Below are 23,865 nucleotides of genomic sequence, written 5' to 3'. Positions count from 1 at the left end.
ACGTAAAAAATTAGGTGGACAAAATGACTAAACAATTAACTACTACACTGAAACAAGACGGATTTCGTATGCCGGGCGAACATGAACCTCAGGCCGGTGTTTGGATGGCGTGGCCTGAGCGAACTGATAACTGGCGTTTTGGTGGCAAACCTGCGCAGGTGACTTTTGCTAAAGTGGCTGAAGCTATTGCAGAAACAACGCCTGTCACTATGGTGGTCAGTGCAGCCCAGTTTGAAAATGCTCGTAACATGTTACCCAATCATATTCAGCTGCTGGAAATGAGTACCGATGACTCCTGGATGCGTGATATTGGTCCTTCATACGTTGTTAATGACAACGGTGAAAGGCGCGGTGTCGACTGGCACTTTAACGCCTGGGGCGGATTGATAGATGGTCTTTATTTCCCGTGGGATAAAGATGATGCCGTTGCCCGTAAAGTGTGTGAAGTTCTGGGAGATAACCGTTACCGTGCGCCAATCGTACTGGAAGGCGGCTCTATTCATGTTGATGGTGAAGGTACGCTCTATACAACTGAAGAGTGCTTGCTTCATCCAAGCCGCAACCCTGATCTTTCCCGTGAGCAATTAGAGCAAGTGCTGGGTGACTACCTGTCTGTTGAGAAAGTTGTTTGGATCCCGCAAGGACTTTATAACGATGAAACCAATGGGCATGTCGATAACCTGATCCATGTTGTCCGCCCTGGTGAAGTGGTGCTGACCTGGTGCGATGATGAGCAGGATCCTCAGTATGATATTTCCCGTAGGGCACTGGATGCATTGCAGACTCAGAAAGATGCGAAAGGACGTACGATAAAAGTGCACAAAATGCCTATGCCTGGTCCATTGTATATTTCTGAAGATGAAGCATTTGGTGTTGATGCATCTGATGGTATGGAGCGCGAAGCGGGCGAGCGACTTGCCGGTTCTTATGCCAACTACCTGATTTCTAATCAGCATATTATCTATCCATTGCTCGATCCGGCTCATGATGATGAAGTAGCGACTTTGTTGTCAGAACTGTATCCGGGCTATAAGGTGACCGGTGTCGATGCGAGAGAAATTTTGCTTGGCGGCGGTAACATTCACTGCATTACCCAACAAATTCCAAGGGTATAAGCTCTGGTGAATACAAGCCTCCCTTTAAATAAGGGAGGCTTTGTTTTTTCTCTCTGTATGTTTATTTGTTCGAAAATGTATATTTGCCTGAACAATGGTCACTTTTCTGCGAATTGAAAAACAGCGATATTGCTATCTTTATCCTACTTGCTTGCAGTTTCTGGTTTTCAGTGAGAGGTAGGTATGAGGATGTTGCACGTCGTACAAAGTGTAATGCTGGTGGTAATTCTTCTATTGCCGAGTTTCTCAGGTTCCGCCTATGCCGCATCCAGCCGACTGAAAGAAATCCTTGATCGTGGGGTGCTCAGAGTTGGCACAACTGGGGACTGGAATCCGATGACCATCCGGGATCCGGCTACCAACTTTTATAAAGGATTTGATATCGATATAACCACTGAGTTAGCAAAAGATCTCGGTGTGACGGTGGAGTATGTCGCTACCGATTGGAAATCACTGGTTAAAGGTGTGGTTACCAATAAATATGACATGACCGGCAGTGCTTCACTGAATATGAGTCGGGCCAAAGTAGCCGGTTACAGCCAGCCTTATTTCAATCTTGCTTTTGTTCCATTGATTCAGAAGCTGAATTTTAAACGCTACCGTAAATGGAGTGATTTCAATTCATCGTCGGTTGTCATTTCTTCAACAAAAGGCACTTTACAGGAAAGCCTGGTAAAAGAGTTCTTCCCTAAGGCAAGACATGTTGTAGTTCAGTCTCCTGTTCGTGATTACCAGCAGTTACTTGCCAATAAAGCAACTGCAATCGTGACTTCAAATATCGAAGCGGCAAAGCTGACCAATAGATTTCCGCAATTAACCGTGGCGCGGGTAGAAGGGATGCGCCGTCCGACTCCAATAGCAATGTTATTGCCAAGAGATGATCAGGTCTGGATTAATTACATCAACAGCTGGATAGAGCTGAAAAAAGCCCAGGGTTTCTTTGACCGTATTGCCGAAAAATGGGGATTGGTGAGGCTGGATATATAACTAAGTGATTGTTTAATAGCAATGTGAACGATTACATAGGTGCAGACCTCGTTTTTTTGCAATATGTGATTGTTTTACTTGATAAATGTTAATAATGCATCGTATGGTTGAAACAGTGAAATATTACTGAAACGGAGTGTTGGTAGGGTTTTCGCTATCAGGAAAGTATAAATCAGGAGCATTATGGATTTATCAGCATATAAAGGATTAATTTTTGATATGGATGGTACATTGATTGACTCAATGCCAGCCCATATACAAGCCTGGAGACAGACTTGTGAAATGTATGAAATTCCGTTTGATGAAGAATGGATCTACAGCCTCGGTGGGATGCCTTCGATAAAAACGGCACAGCAGATCAATCATCGATATCGCCAGAATTTTGATACTCAACGACTGGCTAATACCAAGTATCACTTCTTCGATCAAATCGAGTTTAAAGGTGATGTGATCAGAAGTACTTACGATTTGTTGCAGGAGCACAGAGAGAGCAAAAAGGTCGCAGTAGGAACGGGTAGTGCGAGCCTGAATGCGGTTCCGTTGCTTGAGTCGACCGGTATTTTACCTATGCTGGATGCATTGGTAACGGCCGATAATGTTGAACGTCATAAACCTTTTCCGGATACGTTTATTGAAGCAGCCAGACGAATTGGCCTGCAACCGGAAGAGTGTGTGGTGTTTGAAGATACTGAACTTGGTAAACAGGCTGCTTTGGCTGCCGGTATGGACTGTATCATGGTTGTTGATGGTGCCATCACGTCGTTGACGAAAGCGGCCCGGTAATAAACAGACTGGTCTTTAATCTTTAAATTAGATTACACGTGTTTCAAGAAAGGGTATTCTTCAGCTTAATGAAAGAATACCCTGTAGACACAATGAAAAAAGCAACTTCAGAACACGCAACCTCAGATTCAACCCACTCGCGTAAGCCCTCATCATCTTCTGGTTCAACAGAACAGTTCTCTATTTCAGAAACCCGTTTTTGGATCCAACGTCTTAGCAAAACTGCCATCAGAGCATTACATATCTTAGGTATTGCAGGTTCTGCTGGTGGCATTTTGTATGGGGTTGAGCGGGAGCTCTGGCTTCATTGGTGGGTGCTGGCGATGACAACCGGTGTGATCATGATGAGCCTTGAAATCATTCAGTCGAAATTATGGTTGATTCAGTTGAAGGGGATACTGACCTTTGTGAAGCTGGCGTTGATTGGCTCTTTTGTGCTTATTCCGCAGCATAAGCCTGCTTTGTTCATAATTGTATTACTGATGTCAGTGATTATTGCTCATGGGCCGGCGGGTCTTCGACACTACTCAATATGGCATCGTCGTCGTATAGATGAGAAGCGGGGCAAGAAAAAACACATCCAAGGATAAAATTGCTGTTTTTATATGCACATTTCTGCTTAGAATGATCAGCTGCTACTACACTGCTAGTAAACGGTTTTTTTACATGAGGTGTGTTTTGAAACGGATTTTTAGTGTAATTATTTTGTCGATCCTTCTCGGTGCCTGTTCCAAATCGGTTGATCAGCGAGCAGATGAATACGTTGATGTCAGCTTTACTCTTTGTGGTGCCAAGGTGAAAGCTTTCTCTCAAGGGGATGACGGTAAAATTCGCGTTGTATGCGATAATGAAAGTTACTTCTTGGTCAAGAATGAAGAAACTCTAGCTTACATGCATGAACTAAATGGCGCATATTGCCATGGCAAGGGTTTCCGCACCTTCAATGAGCGAAGCAGCTACTACACATTCACCTGTATGGATGATAAAAACTTCAATATTCCGAAGTAAATTAAAGTATCGTTTCAGAATTGGGAGGTACAAATTCTCCTGATTCTGAAAGCGAGTATTCACCATGCTTCAGTGAATACTCGTACTAATTTACACCGCCTTCCAGATACAAGCTCTGAGCATTCACCAGTATTAGTTGTTAGCCGACCCACTTAAGAAGAACTTTATCTTTGTTACCATCCATTTCTCATTTATGTAACGGATAACCCATCACAACCGCATGTGCCTCAATCAGACTTCCTTCATATGTTGTAATCCAGCTTAATTTTTCCTGATTGATTATGAATTCACCAACGTTGCATAGGATCAATATGCATCAAGGCGTTCTTGAAAGGTATGACCATGTGATAATTTTCAATAAATGCGTTTAATAAGGGTGAAATTATGCTGAGGATATGGAAAAATCCAGCGTTCAAAATGCTTTACCTTCAAGCATAGACATGCAGCATGAATTAGCTGTAAGTAATTTAGGGTATTAATCGAGTGGCGCTACAAGAACAACAATTAAAAAAAGCGTATGAGATGCTAAGCCAAGGGTTGGTTAACCTGGATGATAACTTGATCCAAGGTGTGCTTGTTTATATTGAAGCGAAAGCGGTCGAATTCGGTTTGCCTCGTCGAACTTACTTGTCTTTAGATAAGCTCCGGTGCTCTTTTCCATTTGTCTCAATGGGATCGTTTATGCCGATCAATTTCTTCGGTGTCCAAACTGTGGATTTAACTCGCCACCGCGATACTGGTTTCAAACCTATTACTTTAAAGGTTTGCAAGGTAAATAGAGATGATGCTGAAAATTTTTCCCACCGCTGGGTGACTGTTGGCCGCTATCCGGAAGAGCAGGCAGAAGAAGCAATCCTGATGTTAATTGAAGTTCTTTGTGATGAAGAACTTTTTGGACAGTGTTCCCTCTGTCAAAAATATCGACCACACGGCTATATTGATGTTGAATTGATTTGTGATTGCTGCAACGAGCAGCTGGAAGTTGTGGCCTAGGGACATACTTTAGGGAAGACTTACCGATTGGTGACCCGTTACCAATAAGACGCTCACATTTCACTATCTAATTGATGAAAGTAGATATTATCAAGCGTAGACTATCAGTAGTTGCATAGCTTGAGTGTGTCTGCTGTGAATCCAAATATTCCTTTCTATCAAAAAAATGCTCAGCGTCTTGCTGAAGATTATCTCAATGTCTCCTTTGAAGATGTTCATGCAGGTTGGCAAATTTACTGGCCGAAACTATGTGAGGAAAAGCCGTCTTATCGGGTGTTGGATATAGGTGCCGGTTGCGGACGCGATTCCAAATGGTTCGCTCAGAGTGGTTGTACCGTTGTGGCTGTCGAGCCGGCTGAATCATTCAGAAAAATAGGTATTGAGTTAACCCGTTCACTTAATGTCTGTTGGCTTGATGACACGCTTCCTGATTTAGAAACGGTAAGTCGAGATGATGCTGGTTATGACTTGATCCTTGTTTCAGCTGTGTGGATGCATTTGCCATCTTCACAACGTGGGCTGGCATTTCGCAGACTGACGGGTTTGCTGGCTGATGATGGAAAGCTGGTGATTACACTGCGGCATGGCAGCTTTAGCGACGGCAGGGTTCATCATGGTGTTTCTGCTGATGAGCTGAATGAGTTAGCTAAAGGTTATGGATTGAATGTCTGCCTGAAAACTGAATTGACCTCAGATTCAATGGGGCGGAATGATGTTCAATGGCAGACTGTAGTAATAGGCAAACAGGAATGATGTATGTCTCTTGAGTGGTATGTAGACAAATTCCAAAACTTGAATACCAACAGTCAGAACGGGCGTAAAAGCCCTCATAAGGTTTGTATGTTGCTGGCAGTTATGGATTTGATTCAGGCCGGACGTATTCATCAAAACAAGATATTGTTTGATTCAACATTAAAGGAACGCTTCAGTCACTTTTTCGGGCAAATGAGTCTGGGTAATGATCGAAATACACCCGAAAATCCGTTTTATCACTTAAAAAGTGAAGGGTTCTGGCACCTTGTTTATCATGATGGTGTAGACCCGGACACCGTCAAACGCTATTCAGCAAAGAACGTCTCTCATGCTTTTTGGGATGATGAGCTGTTTGATTATATCAATAGCTCAATCACGGTTAATGTACTTAAAGAGGCGTTGACCAATAATTTGTCTGATTTAGCAAGCTTGTTCCAGCAGTGGTTGTTAGATCTCGGCAAATCAGAGAAAACAGCCAAGAATTATTTGCAGGCTATACGTGGTTCAATTTCAAATTGGATGTATGAAAATCAGCTCGTTGATCAGCCTTTAGTTGAAGTTAAGTCATTTAGTCAGTTTCACCGGTTAGTTGAAAAAATAAAACAAGTCGATGAGTTTAAAATTCGCGACTCTCGTGGAAAAGGTATGTACAGTGCCGCTTTGAATGCTTATCAGCGTTTTCTTGCTGATTTGTCCCAGATCGATCTTCGGGCTGACGTACAGCAAATATTGCAAGATACTCAGTTGAATGAGACTGAAAAATCGATCCTGGTCAGCACCCGAATGGGGCAGGGAACATTCAGAAAACAGTTGGTTGATATGTGGCGAGGTTGCGCTGTAACCGGTTATAAGAATACCCAATTGCTGGTGGCCTCACACATTAAGCCCTGGCGAGATGCCGAGAACCATGAGCGGTTAGATAAATTCAATGGATTGCTTCTGTTGGCAAATCTCGATAAAGCGTTTGATCTCGGTTTTATTTCATTTAATGATGCTGGAAAAGTCATGATCTCTGGTCAACTTGAAGCACCTGAAGTGCTCGGTTTACAAGAGGGGATGGCTTTTCATGTTCGACAAGAACATAAAAAATACCTGGCTCATCATCGGGCAGAGTTATTCAAGGGATTTTGAATATGGCTCCCCCGATGAACTCTATGATTTTTAATATAACGTCTTGATTTAATTCTAATACCAAGCCGCTTTCCGCATCCAGCGGCTTTCTCCTCAAATAAAACATTTAGCACTGTTCTTATCGAATCTCATTTTTAGTTTACGCTAATCAATTGTGCTCATATCACACGGCCATTTTTGCAATCAGAGCAACTTATATTTTGCATGTTTTTTGCTGGTATATAAGCCACTTTTACTCTAGGAATTCCAGTAACGGGAAAACGTTTAGAGTGCATAACATTAGGGTTGTAATGTCACAGTTGGTGGAGTACTGAAATGCTGTGTTTGCGATTAAATTTGAATGAAAATGCAGTTCCTGTTAACATTTTTCGTGATTTATTATTTAGAACTCTAATTATATCCGTGTTTGTAGGTTAATCCGCTTTTAGTTTTTTCATAAAAAAGCGATAAGGAATGGGCATTTGAGTATTATTTATGGATAGCATTTTAAAAAAATACAGTATCGAAACAACCGACTATCAGGTTGGTCAGGACAACATTCAAAAGTGGGGGTTTGACATTCATAACCCCGTATTTGGCATTAGCGCAGGGCTTATTTTTCTCTTCATTTCGGCATTGCTGATTGTTGAACCTGGCACCGCCAAAGCGGCACTAAATAGCTTAAAGAACGGTATCATTGAAGATTTTGATGTTTTCTTCATGTGGGCAACTAACTTTTTCCTTTTTTTCACTCTGGCCTTGATGTTGTCACCTTTTGGTAAAATCCGCATTGGCGGAAAAGAAGCTAAACCAGAGCACTCAACAGTTTCATGGATGGCAATGTTGTTTGCTGCCGGCATGGGGATAGGTCTACTATTCTGGGGAGTAGCAGAGCCAACGGCTTATTTTACTGACTGGTGGGGAACGCCGTTTAACGTAGAGCCGAACACGCCAGAAGCTAAATCACTCGCAATGGGTGCGACGATATTCCACTGGGGAGTTCATGGTTGGTCTATCTATGCGATTGTGGCGCTTGCATTGGCTTTTTTTGCTTTTAACAAGGGACTGCCGCTCTCGATTCGTTCCGTTTTCTACCCGGTTTTTGGTGATCGTGCCTGGGGTTGGCTTGGTCATGTAATTGATATTATGGCTGTATTGGCCACCTTGTTTGGTTTGGCCACATCCCTTGGTTTGGGGGCGCAGCAGGCTACAAGTGGTATAAATCATGTGTTTGGTACCGATGGTGGTATTGGTATGCAGCTCGTGGTTATTGCATTTGTTACTTTGATTGCCATTTTTTCTGTGGTACGCGGTATTGATGGTGGTGTGAAGTTACTGAGCAACGTCAACATGCTGTTTGCTTTCGCCTTACTTCTATTCGTAACTTATGTCAGCTTTGATGTTGCAAAGCTTTCACTGCCTGAAACATTCATGGCTTATGCGGAAAATATTATTGGTCTAAGCAACCCTCATGGTCGTGAAGATACAACATGGATGCATGGTTGGACGGTATTCTATTGGGCATGGTGGATTTCATGGTCACCATTTGTAGGTATGTTTATTGCCCGTGTATCTAAAGGTCGTACCGTACGCGAATTTTTGTTTGCCGTTGTGTTTATTCCAACGCTGATGACCATTGTCTGGATGTCTGTATTCGGAGGAATTGCGATCGATCAGGTGATAAACAAAGTAGGAGAATTGGGCACTCAAGGCTTAACTGATATCTCACTTACCTTGTTTCATGTTTATGATGCTCTGCCATTCGGTTCTGCCATTTCAATTATTTCAATTGTTTTGATATTGATCTTCTTTATCACTTCGTCAGATTCTGGCTCATTGGTTATCGACAGTATCACTGCTGGTGGTAAGGTCGAAGCTCCGGTTCCGCAGCGGATCTTCTGGGCAACAGTCGAAGGGGCAATCGCAGCTACTTTACTTTGGGTTGGTGGTAAAGAAGCACTTCAGGCATTGCAATCCGGTGTTGTAGCGACGGCTCTGCCATTTACTTTTGTTTTGTTGTTGATGTGCGTCAGCCTGATCAAAGGATTAAGCACAGAACGTTTTCTATATCGATAGTTGAGAGTCGATAACATTGTCATCGCGTGGATGGGTTAAGCTGACTTAATACAACACGCTGATAGTTTTGAGCAAAAAAGCCCCGCTTGATATAGCGGGGCTTTTTACTTGTTACAAGCTTCTAATATTAGCTTCAATTTGGTCAGTATTTGTCGAGGTGATAATGAGATGGACATCTAAGTTTATTATCTATTGCCTAACTAAAGTTGTACTAGGGTAATGGTAAAGGTTGTTGATCTGAAACTAATTTAGGTTGGCAACGTTCGTTGAGTTTATAAAATAGATTTCAAGGATGAATATTATGGAGAACAAGATCGGCCTTGCAGTGTCTGGAGGTGGGTATAGAGCAACACTTTACTCATTAGGTGCTATTTGGCGTTTAAATCAGTTTGGGCTCCTACCTAAATTGAAAACAGTCACAAGTGTATCGGGAGGAAGTATTACGACTGCCTATCTAGCGATAAAATGGGACCAATTGCATTTTAATAGTGATGATGTGGCAACTAATTTTGATGAAGTTGTAGCTTTACCTATTCAGCGATTTTGCTCTCGAACAATTGATGTCGAATCCGTATTATCTGGTCTATTCTCTCTTAAGGATACCGTCGGTGATAAAGTTGCTAAGGCTTATGATAAGCATCTTTTTAAGGAAGCCAATATTCAGGACATCCCGAATCATGCTCCGGAGTTTATTTTTTATGGGACTAATTACCAAACTGGTTCAAGTATTCGTATACAAAAATCAGGGATTACAGATTACAAGATAGGAAAATATCCAGTTCCTGATTTGCCTATAGCCAAAGTTGTGGGAATATCCAGTGCCTTTCCACCAGTTCTATCGCCAGTTACACTTAAAACGAATCCCAATTTATGGGAGAAGACGCAATACGCAGATTACTTCGAAAATCAATCATTAAGAACGAAGTTGCAACTTACTGACGGTGGTCTTTATGACAACCTTGGACTGGAAGCTCTCACTAAAGGTAACGGCGATTTTACTCATGTGATTGCCTGTGATGCGGGTGCACCGTTTAAAGTGCAGACGAACATAAAAACTAATCATGTAAGTCAATTATTACGAATGACGGATTTGATGACAGATCAACAGCGAGCTCTCAGAAAGCGCAAGCTAATAAGTGATTACAAAAAACTGGATGGTCAGGGACAGCATCAAGTATATGGTGGGACTTATTTTGGTATTAGCACTAAGATTAATAACTATGATTTTACTGATTCAATGACAACAGATTCAGATTTAACTGCAAATCTTAAAAATTTCCGGACTCGACTTAATGCTTTTAGTGATGAAGAGCAGGGACGTTTAATTAATTGGGGATACGCGCTGTCTGATACGGCTATAAGAAAATGGGTAAGAGAACTACCGGCTGAAAAATTGTTAGTTCGCGGCCAGTGGCCGATCATGAAGTATGCTCTTTAAGTGGTGAATAACAGGCTAAAGTGTTCTGAATGTTATTTTACTGCTTGTTATAAATTAGAGGGCAATCAGTTGATATTTGAAGAGAATAGCAAGAGTTGATGCCAATGGCGTCTGACCGGAGTTGTTTGGACAAGAGCTCCTTGGGAATAGGTCTCACAGACGCCACGGGGAGAGTGAAGCAGGTTATTTAGCTGGCTTCAGCATTTCTTCCAGATATCGAACCACGAAAGCTGCATCCTGAGCCGTTGTGTTGATCTTTTCGATAATTGCTTTGGCACGCGCATCATCAGCATTCAGGCTGGCTGTTACTTTTTCGTTCATTGCGATAGCCATTTCACATTTCTGCTTACAATCAGCAAGCAGCGCATTCAGAAACTGCAGCTCAACTTCTCCACCTTCGATGAACAGCTTTGAGGCAATGGTATATACAGTGTGGAACTTGTTGGCCATGTCTTTCTGACCAGATTGACTTTCTTTTTCCCAGTCAGCAGCCCAGCTTTTGAAAATAGTTGCAAGATGCGGGTTGGCAATGATGTTCACTTGTTGCATTAACACAGAGTCCTTAGGTTCGGGTTAAGCGTGAATAGTAAAATAGCGTGAATAATGATGAAAGGGTTTATCGAGGGGATTTCTTTACCTGGATGAAAAGTGATCATTTTAAGAGTGTATGGCGTATCGAATTAAAGTGATTCGCAAACTGAACTTATCTGCCTCATTATGATTTAAATGAGAAAAGAGAAGGTAGTGCAACATATCCACGGAGAAGAAAATGATCGGGAAAACATTCGCCATTGCCATACTGATGATGTCAGCTTCAACGGTTGTTCATGCTAATGATGAACAACCAGCTGAGTGTGCTGATGTTTTGAATCATACTTTCAACAAGTTAAATTCGTCGGAAGCACTGTCGATGTGCCAGCAGTTCAATGGGAAGGTGTTATTGATTGTTAATACAGCCAGTCAATGTGGATTTACTTCTCAGTTTGAGCAACTTGAGAATATTTATCAACAATACAAAGGTCGTGGATTTACTGTCATTGGATTTCCGTCAAATGACTTTCGGCAAGACAGAGGAAGTGAAGCCGACACTGCGAAGGTTTGTTATTTAGACTACGGTGTCACATTTCCTATGATGGGGCGTACTCAGATTCGAGGGGAGAGTGCTAACCCTGTGTTTAAAGTATTGGCAGAAAAGAGTGGTATTACGCCGAAGTGGAATTTTTATAAGTACTTAGTCGATAGAGACGGTGAAGTAGTAAGTGTGTTTGCGAGTAGTACTTTGCCGACGGATGACGCAATCACTGAAATGATTGACAATTTGCTTTAATCATTAATCACTTAAAATTTATGTGACACAGGTACAACTCACTGCTCTTACCAGGTAGTAAACTTGTTGCTTAATGTTTGTGAGAGTATGCCTATGTCCCTTAAACATGCCGGCTTGAAAACTCGTCACCGCAAAGAGCGTTCAGGCTACCCCAAATCATTATCAATGCGGGTACATCGAGCTCTGAGTTGGCTTGAGAAATCTGAGTTGTGCGAAGACTTGGATTCCCAGTACATTTTTTTGTGGATAGCATTTAATGCTGCTTATGCAAACGATCTTGATCTTGTTAACCGTCCGAGTGAGCGGGAATTGTTCCGGCATTTTCTAGCTCGTTTGGAAAAGATAGATACTAAAAGCAGGCTCTATAATTTGGTTTGGCAGTCATACTCGAATACGATTCGGGTACTGCTTGATAACCCTTACATCTTTGAACCGTTCTGGGACTATCAGCGGGGCAACATTACTAAACGCGCCTGGCAGGAGAAACAAAATAAAGTAAGTGATAAGGCAAACCGGGCTCTCGCCAATAAAGATACCGTATCCCTCCTTTCAATAATCCTATGTCGTTGTTATACCCTTCGAAACCAATTAGTCCATGGTGGCGCAACGTGGCAAAGCGATATCAACCGTGAGCAGGTTCGGGATTGTACCCGCATGTTGGCGGACTTGGTGCCGTTGATTATTGATTTGATGATGGATGGTAAAGATTTAGGGTGGGGTGATTCAGTCTATCCCAACCTTAAAGCAAGTTAGTGATTATATTCTCGTAATTTCCAACGTTTTGGCTGCCATCTGGCAGCCTTTTTTCTATTCAGATCAGACTATGCGGAATCAAGATATATTAAAGTTGTTGCATACCAGGTCGATACCTATAACAGATGGAATTGCTTAAGTGTTTCTGCTTTAGGGATACTTCAGATAATGGGGATGAAAGGCATGGAAAGGCTTATTCAGATGATTAACAGAAAATCTACTGTATTGTTTATCATCTTGCTTTCTTTAATAACTGCGCCATTTGTCAGTGCAAATCCTTTAGTCGGTAAAATGTATGACTATGAAAGTATTGGCGAGTCATTTTGTGATCAGCTTGATCAGGTTTTATCTTTTGAAGGTCGTCTCCAGGCAATTAAAAGCAATAAGCTGGCTTTCTTATCAGATAAGCAAATAGATGAAGTAAATAGAACTCTGACTAAGTTACGCCATATTAAGCAAATTCATGGTTCCAGAGATCAAGCTAATTTCTATGTGTTGGGTCGAGATATTGTTGATTCATCTTTGATGGATAATCACTGCTCAGTTCGAAATGTATTGCTAACGACAACCCAGGCAATTCAAATCAATTGTAAGGGACTGGGTTATGAACTGGATGGTGAGAACCTGTTTTCTGAATATGAGTACTCAAACTTCTTTCTGACCACCAAACAAAATAATGGTGAAGTTGTCATTAGTGCATATGTTGACGGAAGGCTGTCACGTCTGAAACAACAAATAACAGTGGTTGATGATGATATCTCCCGTGTTTATGCCCCGATCCTGCAAGAAAATCAGCGAGTTTTTAAAACTCCCAAGTCGTAATGACTGAATTTATTTGATCAATACGGTGTTTTTATTCACTTGTATTGTAAGTACTTAAATAAAGGTCTACTGTTAATATGTACAGTGGGTTTGGAGGTGCTTATGATACAAGTAAACTTCGAGCTGGCGAAAAAGGCCTATGCGAAGGTACTCAAGTATCCTTTGGGTGGCGAAATTGAGGAACATGAATACCTTGCTCTCAGGGTCTTTCGCTGGGATTTATGCCGGGCCGGAATGCCGATTGATCGGTCATTTGATTTACGCCTGAAAGCATCCGGTTACCGGATGATTGCAACTAAGCCGCCAAGTGCACATCGGCCGCTGCCTGCCTGTATCCTTGAAAAAATGAGTGATGATTGGAAACGGGAACATGGTTATCAATAACACGAATACAGAAGCGTTATAAAAAAGGGCCTTCTGAGTCAGAAAGCCCTTAGCTTGCTTGTTATGCGGCTTTTTGCATGGTGGTGTTATTGCGCGCGGTTGAACGTCACAACTTCATAGCTAAGCGGTGCCAGTGCTGGCTGCTCGTCAGCGACATAATCGATAACCGCTTGAGCATCTGTATTACAACGTGTGTTAGCTGCTTTACAGTTTGGGCCGCTCATTTCGTAGTGAACTTTATATTTTCCGCTTACTTCTTCAATGTTCTTCACTTTAAAGCCGGTTAGTTTGCCATCAACATAAGCAAGGTCCACGCGACCTGAATCTTTCTGCTGAGCTTTAAACAGCGGTGTCCAGCCATCGTTACCGGTTGCGTTGTAGTTGTTGATAGCAACGTTATAGATCTTGCTGTCAACGATTGGTGTCCAGCTTGGATCCGCTTTTGTACCCGTCATTACTTCTACGTAATCCAGCTTACCTTTCTGGTGAGTGGTTGTTTCAGTGTACTGGTAACGGATGTGACCGCCGTAAGGGAATTTACCTGCGTGGGCGCCTTCCGGAAGCGTTGCGGTTACTGCCCCTGCAATCAGCGCTTTTATGTCGGCACCTTTCACCGGCAGGACTGACATAAAGTTTGAGAAAGGCAGCAGTTCAAGTGATACGTTACCTTCACGGTATTCGCCTGCTTCCATGTTGGTACGGATACCACCGGCACCGATCAGGGCGAAGTCCACTTTCATACCTGTAACTTTTTGTACTTCTGTGCTGTTTGCCCAGTAGTACTGGCCTTCGGCAACTAGAGGTGCAACGTCTGAACCATGCTTGTCTGTACCGCGGTCGCCAGGACGACGCTCGTGGTTGATTTCATCAGCGACCTGGGAAATCACGCTACCATATGCTTTATCAACGGCTGGCTTGTATTTGCTGTCGATGTGAGAGCGCATTGCTACATCTTCGTCAGTGATGGTGATGTTTTCTTCTTCATCAATAAAGTTCACAACTTTGGTTGTTTCATCTTTATCGAATTTGCTGCCTGCTTCGCGCATTGGTGAGTGGTAGTACTCATCGTTGCTCAGCATAGTATTCAAACCGTTACAGGCTGCTACGTCACCATTTTCATCAAAGCTGACTTTCAGCTGGCCGATAGCCTGAGCATACTGGCCGGCTTGAACAACACAGGTCTGGCTTTCACCGTCAGGGTTATTGACCATCTGTGCGTAAATACCGTTATTGGCGTGACCAAGGTTGGTGAAATCGCCCAGTAGGGTGTGGGAGTGGCCGCCGACGATTAGGTCGATACCGTTAACTTTTGATGCGATATCCAGATCAACAGAGTTACCGATGTGAGTCAGAGCGATGATGTTGTGAATACCTTTGGCTTCCAGCATATCAACGGTTGCCTGAGCTGATTCAACCATATTGTGGAATTGAACCTTACCTGTGTTTGGTGCCAGGTTAGGCATGTCATCCAGAGCGATACCGAATACGGCTACCAAATCTTTATCTTTGGGCAGATTTTCCAGATCAGCTACCGGCGTTTTCTGGTTACCGTCAAACGCAAACACGACGTAAGGCTTCAGGTTGGTTTGATCTTTAAGGTCCGGGTCTTTGCTGGTATCAACGTTCGCGGCAACAACCGGGAAGTTGATGTCGTTCATAAACTGGTTCAGTTTAGCATTGTTCAGGTCGAATTCGTGGTTACCCAGAGCCATTGCATCCAGACCCATCTGACTCAGCAGGTCAGCATTCATAGCACCTTCATTCAGTTTGAAGTAGGCACTGCCTTGCCAAGCGTCGCCACCGTGAAGGAACAGGAAGCTGTTATTTTTCTCTTTAGCGGCTTCTTTGTACTCATTGGCCATCGTTTTCAGGCGAGGGTAGCCGCCAAACTCGTTGTAAACCAGAGTGTCATTAGCCTTGAAGCTGGATTTAACCGGATCAAAATTGGAATGCGTGTCGTTAATATGAGCGACAGTCAGAGTAAATGCGTGTTCCGGTTGTGAAGGAGTCTGTGCGCAGCCAGCCAGTGCGGCTGTGACAGAAAGTGCGATGAGAGGCTTTGAAAGGTTCATTCAATTACCTGTATATCATTTTCTGGGGGTAGATAAATAAATGCCCCGCAATAGCGGGGCGAGCGCACTATAGCCAGAAACATATGCATGAGCAAACATATTTATTGATAACTAAGTATTTGATTTTATCGTTTGGCGTAAACGTTTACTTGTTAAGGCTTATAGCATATTGAAAATTAAGGTTTTTCAGGGTAGAGGTTGGTTTTGTTAATATTTTGCTCAATAAGTTTGTTTGCTGACAAATCAAACGGTTGTCCGAGTGAAAATTATACGATTGATCTTTGAGTGTTAAAGCAAGGAGAGAAGTGTATTCAGGCCATAACAATTCCAACCATTCTAAACCAGAACCCTTGTCACAATCTGTGACTTTGATTTGCTTTTATTTGCACATTTAGTGACGAGTGTTGTACAAATAAACTATTGATAATAATCGCTTTTAAGTTAATTTCCCCCGACGTATATTCCCGTTAATTATATCGAGACAGGCTAGTTCGTACTGTCAGCCATTCTTCTTGTTATTCAACTACGTTACTTTGGGTTACGTACGTTGTTTCGAACAGTTTACAGCTGACGTCAACTAGTACCATTTGAAGGGAATAACCATGACGGAAAAAACGCCATTACGACACTTGATGTTGGGGATCGCCGTGCCTGGCTTATTGGCAGCAAGCTGCTCAGCTTATGCCGATATCGGTCACTTTCGTTATCAGAATGAACCGAGCTATCGCCTTGAGCCTGCTCAGGTGTTTCGGATGCGCAAAGCCGTACCTGAAGTTAATTTGCGTAAGCAGCTAAAACCGCTGCTGAAAAAAACTTACTACAGTGAGCAGGCATATATTGATTCGTTGGAGGAGCAATTGGGCAAGGACGTGGTTGCACAGCACAAGGTTCTATTCCTTGAAAAAGCAGTCCAACCGCAGCGAAGCCTGGCTATTGATGTGTTAGCTGATGATGTCATTCATATGGCTTTTAAAGATCAGCCTAAAGGTGAAGCATTACCTACAACTGAGCTTATTGATATCACCAAGTTCAACGGCCCGTCAGCACTGCAAAGAAAGAACAATGGCTTTTCAACAGCAGACTTGCAAGTAACGGTTAACCCGCAAAACCTGTGTGTAGCTATGGTTTCCGAGTCAAAAGGCCAGCTCAGTGAAATCTGTCCAGACAAGATGAACAGTTTCACTGTGAAGTCTGAGGGTGATTATCAGTTGAATGGTCTGGGGCAGGAATTCCACGATCCGGGCAAGCTAAATACCAACTGGCTTGGTTTCAAGCGCCAGGGCGGTAATAAGATGGAAGGCTATCAGGGCGGTGGTACCGGTAATACTCAGTTCCCAATTCTGTATGCCATGAGTCAGCAGCAACGCAATTATGCGATTTACTTAGATACCGTATATTCCGCAACCTGGGATTTCACTGGCACGCCATGGAAAATTTCTCAGCTTGAAGGTTCGCCGAGCTTCCTGTTTATGGCTGGTAACGATCTTCCTGAACTGCGCCAGAAGTACATGTCTATGATCGGTACTCCGCTTGTTCCGCCGCGTAAGATGTTTGGTATGTGGCTGTCAGAGTACGGTTTTGACAACTGGCAGGAGCTGGATGACAAGCTGGATACGTTGAAGAAAAACCATTTCCCGCTTGATGGCGTGGTAATGGATTTGCAGTGGTTTGGTAATGTTGACGCCTTCAGTCCGACCAGTCAGATGGGCACTCTGACCTGGGATCGTGAGAATTTCCCGGCTCCGGAACAGAAGATAAAATCGCTGAAAGAGCAGGGCGTCGGCATGATGCTTATTGAGGAGTCTTATGTCAGCGACGGACTTGAAGAGTTCGGCAAAATGGCAGAACACGGGTATCTCGTGAAAGATCCTGCAACCGGCAAAGCGATTGATTCAGACCAGAACAACTATGGTTACTGGTGGGGTAAAGGCGGCATGATCGACTGGACCAGCGTCGATGCCGGTAAAGAGTGGCATGACTGGAAACGCAAGCCGCTTATTGATATGGGCGTGATTGGTCATTGGACCGATTTGGGTGAGCCGGAAATGTATAACCCGAAAGGTGTTTATACCGATGGTCGTACGCAGAATGATGTCCATAATATTTTCAACTATAAATGGCTTGAAAGTATCTACGACGGTTATCAACGCAATGAAACTGCAACCCGTCCGTTTATGATGTCGCGCTCCGGTGCACCAGGTATCCAGCGTTTTGGTGCGACTATGTGGTCGGCTGATATCGGTACTAACCTGGAAAGCTTGGCGAGCCAGTTCAGTATGCAGCCAAACATGGTGCTGTCGGGTATTGATTACTACAGTTCGGACATCGGCGGTTTCCATCGCAGTGCATTAAGCGCTGTACCGGAAAAACGAGAAGCAGCAATGAACGAAACCTACACCCAGTGGTTTGCTTATAGCTCTTTGTTCGAAGTACCGGTTCGCCCGCATACCGAGAATCTGTGTAACTGTAAGGAAACAGCGCCGGATCGTGTCGGTGATATGGCAAGCAACAAAGCTAATATCAAACTTCGTTACCAGTTGATCCCATATCTGTACTCTCTGGCGCATCGTGCCAACATTGCTGCTGAGCCGGTATATCCGCCGATGGATTATTACTTTGCTGATGATGCCAAAGCGCATAACCTCGCTGGTCAGAAGATGATGGGTAAAGATCTGATGGGTGCGGCGATTGCGAAAATGGGTCAGCAAGCTGTGGATGTCTACCTGCCTCGTGGTAAATGGTATGACTACCGCACAGGTAAAGCCGTTGACAGTAAAGGTGAATGGCTGAAGCAGTTACCTGTTTATGATCAGAATCTTCTGACGTTACCGCTGTTTGCTCGTGATGGTGCGATCATTCCGATGAACCCTGAGCAAACAATGCCTCTAAGCAGTGAAGTGCCGCTGACATTAGCCGCTCGTATTTTCGGTAGTGACGGTGAATTCACCCTATATGAAGATGATGGTGCAACCAATGCGTACTTGAATGGTGGGGTGCGTAAAACCACCTTCAACACTCAGCGCAAAGGTTCTGAATTCAAGCTAACTATTGTTGCTGAAGGGAACTATGCAAATGCGCCTCAGGCTCGTCCGCTTCATATTGAATGGGTGGGTCTGCAAGGAAAAGTCAAAGCGGTTGAGCTTAACGGGAAGAAAGTACAAGGCTGGAAGCAGCAAGGAGAAGAGTTAGTGATTGAGCACTCAGCATTACCAGTCAATAAGACAATTCAGTTGTCTGTAGTGATGTAGAAAGTACCAATCTACAAATCCTAGTAATTTAGAACCCCATAAATTACGCGGTTTTGATTGAAACAAAGAAAAGCGCCAGTAAAATGCTGGCGTTTTGTTGTTTTAGGTAAAAGCGCTATGCGTATTCACGCGGTACATAATTTATACGAAGAACGTTTGGCACGTTCGACACGTCCGTTCAGGGCAAGAGGCTGTAAGGTTGAACGTTGTAGCTACTGTATGCTGCGTGAGCACCTTTGTATTTGTTCAGAAAAGCCAGTTATTAAATCCGATGCGGCTTTTTTGTTGGTGATGTATGACGATGAGATTCTCAAACCAAGTAATACCGGCCGTCTGATTGCAGATCTGTTTGAAGATACTTTCGCTTATATCTGGTCCCGTACAGAACCAAATCAGGAAATGCTAGATCTTCTGAATGATCCTCAGTGGCAGCCTTACGTTGTTTTCCCGGCCGAATATGCAGAACCTGAGCGTGTGGCCGAAAAAGTTGAAATCAATACGGGCAAGCGCCCGCTGTTTATCATGTTGGACGGTAGCTGGGCTGAAGCGAAGAAGATGTTCCGTAAAAGCCCGTACCTGAATCAGTTCCCGGTTTTATCGATAAACCCGGAAAAGCCGTCTCGCTATAAGGTACGTGAAGCATCGAAAGAAAATCAGTTGGGGACAGCTGAAGTGGCGGCACGTATTATTGATTTGTACGGTGAGCAGCGAAATGCTGATGTATTGGATCTATGGTTCGACGTGTTCAGGGAAAATTACATTGCCGGAAAGATGAATCGTATGTTGCCGGAAGAGTCGGCTATTAAGCAATTAAAGGCATACTTGGCGGCATAGAAATACCTCTGCTTGAGCGGAATAGTTTCAGCGAGAAAAGTAATTCTATAACAGTGAGTTGAAAATTTATGCAACGACTTGCTGTTTCTTTCAGCAAACGCGAGCTGTAACCACCTTCTGGCCCACTAAATTTGTGATACGTCACAGTCTGCGGGTGTAGATGTGTGGATAATTTTTTCAGTTTTGTTGTTTTATAAATTTGCGGAGAGTGCAGGATGTACTACGGCTTTGATGTGGGCGGCACCAAGATTGAATTTGGTGCATTTAATGAGAAACTGGAACGCGTTGCGACGGAACGTGTGCCTACTCCGGGTGATGACTACGACAAACTGGTCGAGACACTGGTCAGCATTATCAAGAAAGCCGATGAAGAGTTTGCCTGCGAAGGTATGGTGGGTATCGGTATTCCGGGAATGGAAGATGCAGAAGATGGTAAGCTGCTGACTTCTAATGTTCCTGCTGCGAAAGGTCGTACTCTTCGCAAAGATCTTGAAGAGCGTCTGGGGCGTTCAGTCAGCATTGATAACGATGCTAACTGTTTTGCGCTTTCTGAAGCATGGGATGAAGAGTTACAGGGCGAGAAGTCTGTTCTTGGTCTTATCCTTGGTACTGGTTTCGGTGGCGGCCTGGTATTTGACGGTCATGTATTCTCCGGCATGAACCACGTAGCAGGCGAGCTTGGACATACCCGTATGCCGATTGATGCCTGGTTCCACCTTGGTGAAAATGCACCGCTGTTTAGCTGTGGTTGTGATAACAAAGGCTGTATCGACAACTACCTTTCAGGTCGTGGCTTCGAGCAGCTTTATACTCACTACTATGGTGAGGAAGTGAAAGCGATTGATATCATCAAACGCCATGCCGAAGGTGATGAGAAAGCCGTTGAGCACGTTGATCGTTTCATGGAGCTGCTGGCTATTTGCCTTGCTAACCTGTTCACAGCACTGGATCCGCATGTTGTTGTGCTTGGTGGTGGCCTGTCTAACTTCGAATTGCTTTACACTGAGCTGCCTAAGCGTTTGCCGAAACACCTGCTTTCTGTTGCCCGTGTACCGAAAATCGTTAAAGCAAAATACGGTGATGCTGGTGGCGTTCGTGGTGCTGCATTCCTGAATATAAAGTAAGTAATATCCATCGGCGTTTTATAAACGTTTTTGTAAACGCCGCTGCTTACTGAATAAAAAGCACTGCCTTATTGGCGGTGCTTTTGTATATTTCCCTTCATTTTTTGCTAGAATCCGCGCTCTTGATTTTTACAGAACCGGAAAGCAGCATGCCATTTCAAGCCTTGGGACTTCAAAGTCCGCTAGTCGATACCGTTAACGCCTTGGGTTTCACCGAACCGACCCCGGTTCAGAAGCAGGCGATACCTCAAGTATTAGCCGGTCATGACATTATGGCAGGCGCGCAAACCGGTACAGGTAAAACCGCAGCTTTTGCTCTGCCTGTGTTGCAGCGTTTGTTGGCACAGCCAAAGCCGGAAGTGAATGTCGAAGCTCAGAGCGAAGAAAGTCGTGACGATCGCGCGAATATTCAAATCCGCGCACTGATTCTGACGCCGACCCGAGAGCTGGCTCAGCAGGTTTATGACAGCGTTACTGAATATAGTAAGGGGACGCCTGTAAAAACAGCTGTGGCTTACGGTGGAACCAGCATGAAAGTGCAGGTGAATGCCATCCGTTCTGGGGCTGACATTCTGGTGGCAACACCGGGGCGTCTGTTGGATCATGCTTATGTAGGTACGGTTGATTTGTCGAAAGTCGAATACTTCGTTCTTGATGAAGCTGATCGTATGCTGGATATGGGCTTTATCGATGATATCAAGCGAGTTATGAAGCGCATGAAATCATCAAAGCAGACGCTGTTCTTCTCAGCTACGTTTTCCAAGCAAGTGAAAAAACTGGCTTACGATATTCTCGATGATCCAAAAGTAATTGAAGTTACACCGTCAAATAGCACGGCAGTGACAGTCGAGCAAATGGTTTATCCGGTTGATAAGCACCGTAAACGTGAGCTGCTTTCTTATTTGATTGGTTCCCGAAACTGGCAGCAAGTGCTGGTATTTACAAAAACCAAGCAAGGTTCTGACGCACTGGCCAAAGAGCTTGGTCTTGATGGTATTAAAGCGGCATCAATCAACGGTGATAAAAGCCAGGGAGCGCGACAGCGTGCGCTGAATGATTTTAAAGACGGCAAAGTTCGCGCTTTAATTGCCACTGACGTTGCTGCTCGCGGTTTGGATATTGAACAACTGGAGTATGTCGTTAACTTTGATATGCCGTTCAAGGCTGAAGACTATGTTCACCGAATTGGTCGCACCGGAAGGGCGGGTCAGGCTGGCAATGCAATTTCGTTAATGAGCCTGGATGAAGAATGGGCGTTGAAAGCGATCGAAGAGCTGCTAGACACCCGTTTGCCGCAACAGTGGCTAGAAGGCTATGAACCGGACCCGACAATTGAACCTCCGGAAAACCGTCGTCGAGGCCGTTCGGCTGATAAGCGAAGAGCAAAAGCCAAGCATAAGATCCATAAGAACCGCGGTCGAAATGTACGCCGTTAACTAGTTTCTGTTAATCAGAAATCCCCCATTTATATAAAGAGCCGTCAGTGTAACTTTTAGATGCATTGGCGGCTTAAATATATCATTTACGCATATAATATTGCGCCTTTGGGTTAAAAGTGACAGTTTTTGGCTTTGGTTTGATGTGGGAGTGTGAAATTAGCTCAATTATCCTAATCAATAGAATTATAAATTGTTGAACCTGAAGCTTTTTGTTAGTGTTCGCCCGTTTTCCATAAATTACGATTTGCAGTACAGTATCGGGGGAATATGGCAAAGCTAAGCCAGCATTTTCGACTGGCCCTTTACTTCCTTATTTTTGTTACAGTCTCATCCTATATCTGCTACCTCAACGGTTTGTTTGATACAGAATTAGTGATCTCTTCGAAGCTGGCATCTTTTAAAAATATTGATGACAGCAACTATGGAGGTTCCAGCATGTCATGGCTGAATAATGATGGCCGTTCGTTGTCGCTCGGGTGCAGACTGACTGATTCTTCGAAGTGGCCATTCTGTGGTGTATCAATGAAGCTGTCGAATGGCACAAAAGGCATAGATTTAAGCAAGTATCACTCAATTGGCCTTGAGTTGGATTATAAGAGTCCGGTCAACGCTGAGCGGGTTCGTGTCTATCTTCGCAATTTTGATCCGAGTTATTCAGATATTAACGATCCGCTTTCGTTAAAATTCAACGTGATTGAATTTGAACCTGAAAGTAAAGAAGGCTTACTGATTGTGCCTATGAGGGCATTTCAGGTGCTTTCATGGTGGATTGCTGATTATGAAATTCCTATTGAATATGCCGGAGCGCAATTTGACAATGTTACCGAGATCCAAATTTCCACGTCAGGTAACGTTGCGCCTGCTGACTATAAGTTAAAAATCAAATCATTGGTGTTCTACGGAGAACGGATCTCTGAGGCTGCACTGCTGAAGTTTAATATTATGCTTTGGTTGGCTGCTGCTGGTTTATTGTTATTGCTTGAACACTTTAAATTACGGCGTAACTTAAAAGCCATTGAAGCCAGAGGTAACGAGCTAACCTCAACAAATAAGGCTCTGCATGAAAAGACCCTGCATTTTGAGCAACTGGCATTTATTGATGCTTTAACCGGAACTAAAAATCGTAATGCCGTCACAATCTGGCTCGATAAGGCAATGGAAGAGGTAAGAGCGAATGGTCAGGCGTTCTCATTGATTTATATCGATATCGATCACTTCAAATCAATTAATGACACGTTCGGTCATCTGAAAGGTGATGAGATCCTGAAAGAATTTGCGACTGTTCTGAAGACTCAGATCCGAGGTAATGACGTGTTTGTGCGCTGGGGCGGCGAAGAGTTTATTCTCTTTTGTCCCGGTGTCAGACTTTCATGTGCAGAAGCTTTTGCTTTGCATCTGCGAACGGTGGTGGAATCGTACCAATGGGGTGATGATTTACCGATTACTTGTAGTATCGGTGTCGCTGAGTTGACTGGAAATGAAAGTTTTGAGTCTTTACTAAACCGAGCGGATAGTGCGCTATATGCTGCAAAGCATGGTGGAAGAAACCGGGTTGAAGTGAGAAAAGTGTAAGAGCAAAAATCGGATATTAATAAGCTG

Annotated in this window: 21 protein-coding genes; 19 read left to right on the top strand and 2 right to left on the bottom strand. The window is 43.7% G+C overall.

What is annotated here, in order from left to right:
• Positions 1 to 23: 23 nt before the first annotated feature.
• From aguA to AACQ93_RS09980, 10 genes are all read left to right on the top strand, one after another.
• Complete coding sequence (gene aguA, locus AACQ93_RS10025; protein ID WP_064604662.1) at positions 24 to 1,115, top strand: agmatine deiminase; 1,092 nt, start codon at positions 24 to 26, stop codon at positions 1,113 to 1,115.
• Between the two features lie 189 nt (positions 1,116 to 1,304).
• Positions 1,305 to 2,102: a transporter substrate-binding domain-containing protein gene (locus AACQ93_RS10020; protein WP_064604660.1), complete on the top strand. Its 798-nt coding sequence runs from the start codon at positions 1,305 to 1,307 to the stop codon at positions 2,100 to 2,102.
• Between the two features lie 183 nt (positions 2,103 to 2,285).
• Entirely contained in the window at positions 2,286 to 2,885 is a 600-nt protein-coding gene (locus AACQ93_RS10015) for a beta-phosphoglucomutase family hydrolase (protein WP_064604658.1), read from the top strand.
• Positions 2,886 to 2,977: 92 nt separating this feature from the next.
• Entirely contained in the window at positions 2,978 to 3,475 is a 498-nt protein-coding gene (locus AACQ93_RS10010; protein WP_232323305.1) for a hypothetical protein, read from the top strand.
• Between the two features lie 88 nt (positions 3,476 to 3,563).
• Positions 3,564 to 3,893, top strand: coding sequence for a hypothetical protein (locus AACQ93_RS10005; protein ID WP_064604656.1), 330 nt, complete (start codon positions 3,564 to 3,566; stop codon positions 3,891 to 3,893).
• 483 nt (positions 3,894 to 4,376) lie between these two features.
• The gene (locus AACQ93_RS10000) at positions 4,377 to 4,886 is read left to right on the top strand and encodes a hypothetical protein (protein WP_157097552.1); all 510 of its coding nucleotides are present in this window, start codon (positions 4,377 to 4,379) and stop codon (positions 4,884 to 4,886) included.
• 135 nt (positions 4,887 to 5,021) lie between these two features.
• The gene (locus AACQ93_RS09995) at positions 5,022 to 5,639 is read left to right on the top strand and encodes a class I SAM-dependent methyltransferase (RefSeq protein ID WP_084419235.1); all 618 of its coding nucleotides are present in this window, start codon (positions 5,022 to 5,024) and stop codon (positions 5,637 to 5,639) included.
• A 3-nt stretch (positions 5,640 to 5,642) separates the two neighbouring features.
• Positions 5,643 to 6,770 carry an HNH endonuclease gene (locus AACQ93_RS09990; protein WP_064604650.1) on the top strand — a complete coding sequence of 376 codons (1,128 nt, stop codon included), beginning with the start codon at positions 5,643 to 5,645 and terminating at the stop codon, positions 6,768 to 6,770.
• A gap of 474 nt (positions 6,771 to 7,244) precedes the next feature.
• Positions 7,245 to 8,825 (top strand): BCCT family transporter, encoded by a 1,581-nt coding sequence (locus AACQ93_RS09985; RefSeq protein ID WP_007469780.1) that lies wholly within the window; start codon positions 7,245 to 7,247, stop codon positions 8,823 to 8,825.
• Between the two features lie 301 nt (positions 8,826 to 9,126).
• Positions 9,127 to 10,263: a patatin-like phospholipase family protein gene (locus tag AACQ93_RS09980; RefSeq protein WP_198160119.1), complete on the top strand. Its 1,137-nt coding sequence runs from the start codon at positions 9,127 to 9,129 to the stop codon at positions 10,261 to 10,263.
• A gap of 183 nt (positions 10,264 to 10,446) precedes the next feature.
• On the opposite strand, the gene AACQ93_RS09975 is transcribed toward AACQ93_RS09980, so the two are convergent.
• Positions 10,447 to 10,812 carry a hypothetical protein gene (locus tag AACQ93_RS09975; protein ID WP_007470331.1) on the bottom strand — a complete coding sequence of 122 codons (366 nt, stop codon included), beginning with the start codon at positions 10,810 to 10,812 and terminating at the stop codon, positions 10,447 to 10,449.
• 220 nt (positions 10,813 to 11,032) lie between these two features.
• On the opposite strand from AACQ93_RS09975, the gene AACQ93_RS09970 reads away from it, so the two are divergent.
• From AACQ93_RS09970 to AACQ93_RS09955, 4 genes are all read left to right on the top strand, one after another.
• Positions 11,033 to 11,590: a glutathione peroxidase gene (locus AACQ93_RS09970; protein WP_064604646.1), complete on the top strand. Its 558-nt coding sequence runs from the start codon at positions 11,033 to 11,035 to the stop codon at positions 11,588 to 11,590.
• A 93-nt stretch (positions 11,591 to 11,683) separates the two neighbouring features.
• A complete protein-coding gene (locus AACQ93_RS09965; protein ID WP_064606629.1) occupies positions 11,684 to 12,343 on the top strand; it encodes a HEPN domain-containing protein in 660 nt (219 codons plus the stop codon).
• A gap of 183 nt (positions 12,344 to 12,526) precedes the next feature.
• A complete protein-coding gene (locus tag AACQ93_RS09960) occupies positions 12,527 to 13,165 on the top strand; it encodes a hypothetical protein (protein ID WP_157097551.1) in 639 nt (212 codons plus the stop codon).
• 102 nt (positions 13,166 to 13,267) lie between these two features.
• Positions 13,268 to 13,549 (top strand): hypothetical protein, encoded by a 282-nt coding sequence (locus AACQ93_RS09955; RefSeq protein WP_064604641.1) that lies wholly within the window; start codon positions 13,268 to 13,270, stop codon positions 13,547 to 13,549.
• An 86-nt stretch (positions 13,550 to 13,635) separates the two neighbouring features.
• Here the strand turns inward: AACQ93_RS09955 and AACQ93_RS09950 are convergent, their stop codons facing one another.
• Entirely contained in the window at positions 13,636 to 15,621 is a 1,986-nt protein-coding gene (locus AACQ93_RS09950; protein ID WP_064604639.1) for a bifunctional metallophosphatase/5'-nucleotidase, read from the bottom strand.
• 602 nt (positions 15,622 to 16,223) lie between these two features.
• Between AACQ93_RS09950 and AACQ93_RS09945 the strand changes: the two genes are divergently transcribed.
• The 5 genes from AACQ93_RS09945 (at position 16,224) to AACQ93_RS09925 (ending at position 23,838) form a co-directional block, all read left to right on the top strand.
• Complete coding sequence (locus AACQ93_RS09945) at positions 16,224 to 18,869, top strand: TIM-barrel domain-containing protein (RefSeq protein ID WP_064604637.1); 2,646 nt, start codon at positions 16,224 to 16,226, stop codon at positions 18,867 to 18,869.
• A 117-nt stretch (positions 18,870 to 18,986) separates the two neighbouring features.
• Entirely contained in the window at positions 18,987 to 19,703 is a 717-nt protein-coding gene (locus tag AACQ93_RS09940) for a tRNA-uridine aminocarboxypropyltransferase (RefSeq protein ID WP_064604635.1), read from the top strand.
• Positions 19,704 to 19,918: 215 nt separating this feature from the next.
• Complete coding sequence (nagK, locus tag AACQ93_RS09935; protein ID WP_007470347.1) at positions 19,919 to 20,827, top strand: N-acetylglucosamine kinase; 909 nt, start codon at positions 19,919 to 19,921, stop codon at positions 20,825 to 20,827.
• Between the two features lie 149 nt (positions 20,828 to 20,976).
• Positions 20,977 to 22,263 carry a DEAD/DEAH box helicase gene (locus AACQ93_RS09930; RefSeq protein ID WP_064604633.1) on the top strand — a complete coding sequence of 429 codons (1,287 nt, stop codon included), beginning with the start codon at positions 20,977 to 20,979 and terminating at the stop codon, positions 22,261 to 22,263.
• 270 nt (positions 22,264 to 22,533) lie between these two features.
• Positions 22,534 to 23,838, top strand: coding sequence for a GGDEF domain-containing protein (locus AACQ93_RS09925; RefSeq protein ID WP_064604629.1), 1,305 nt, complete (start codon positions 22,534 to 22,536; stop codon positions 23,836 to 23,838).
• Positions 23,839 to 23,865 lie beyond the last annotated feature (27 nt).

Origin of the sequence: Photobacterium sp. J15 (genome assembly GCF_963870815.1) — a bacterium.
GTDB lineage: Bacteria > Pseudomonadota > Gammaproteobacteria > Enterobacterales > Vibrionaceae > Photobacterium > Photobacterium marinum.
Note: the sequence above shows the minus strand (reverse complement) of the source record. Positions and strands in the feature narration are given on the sequence as shown.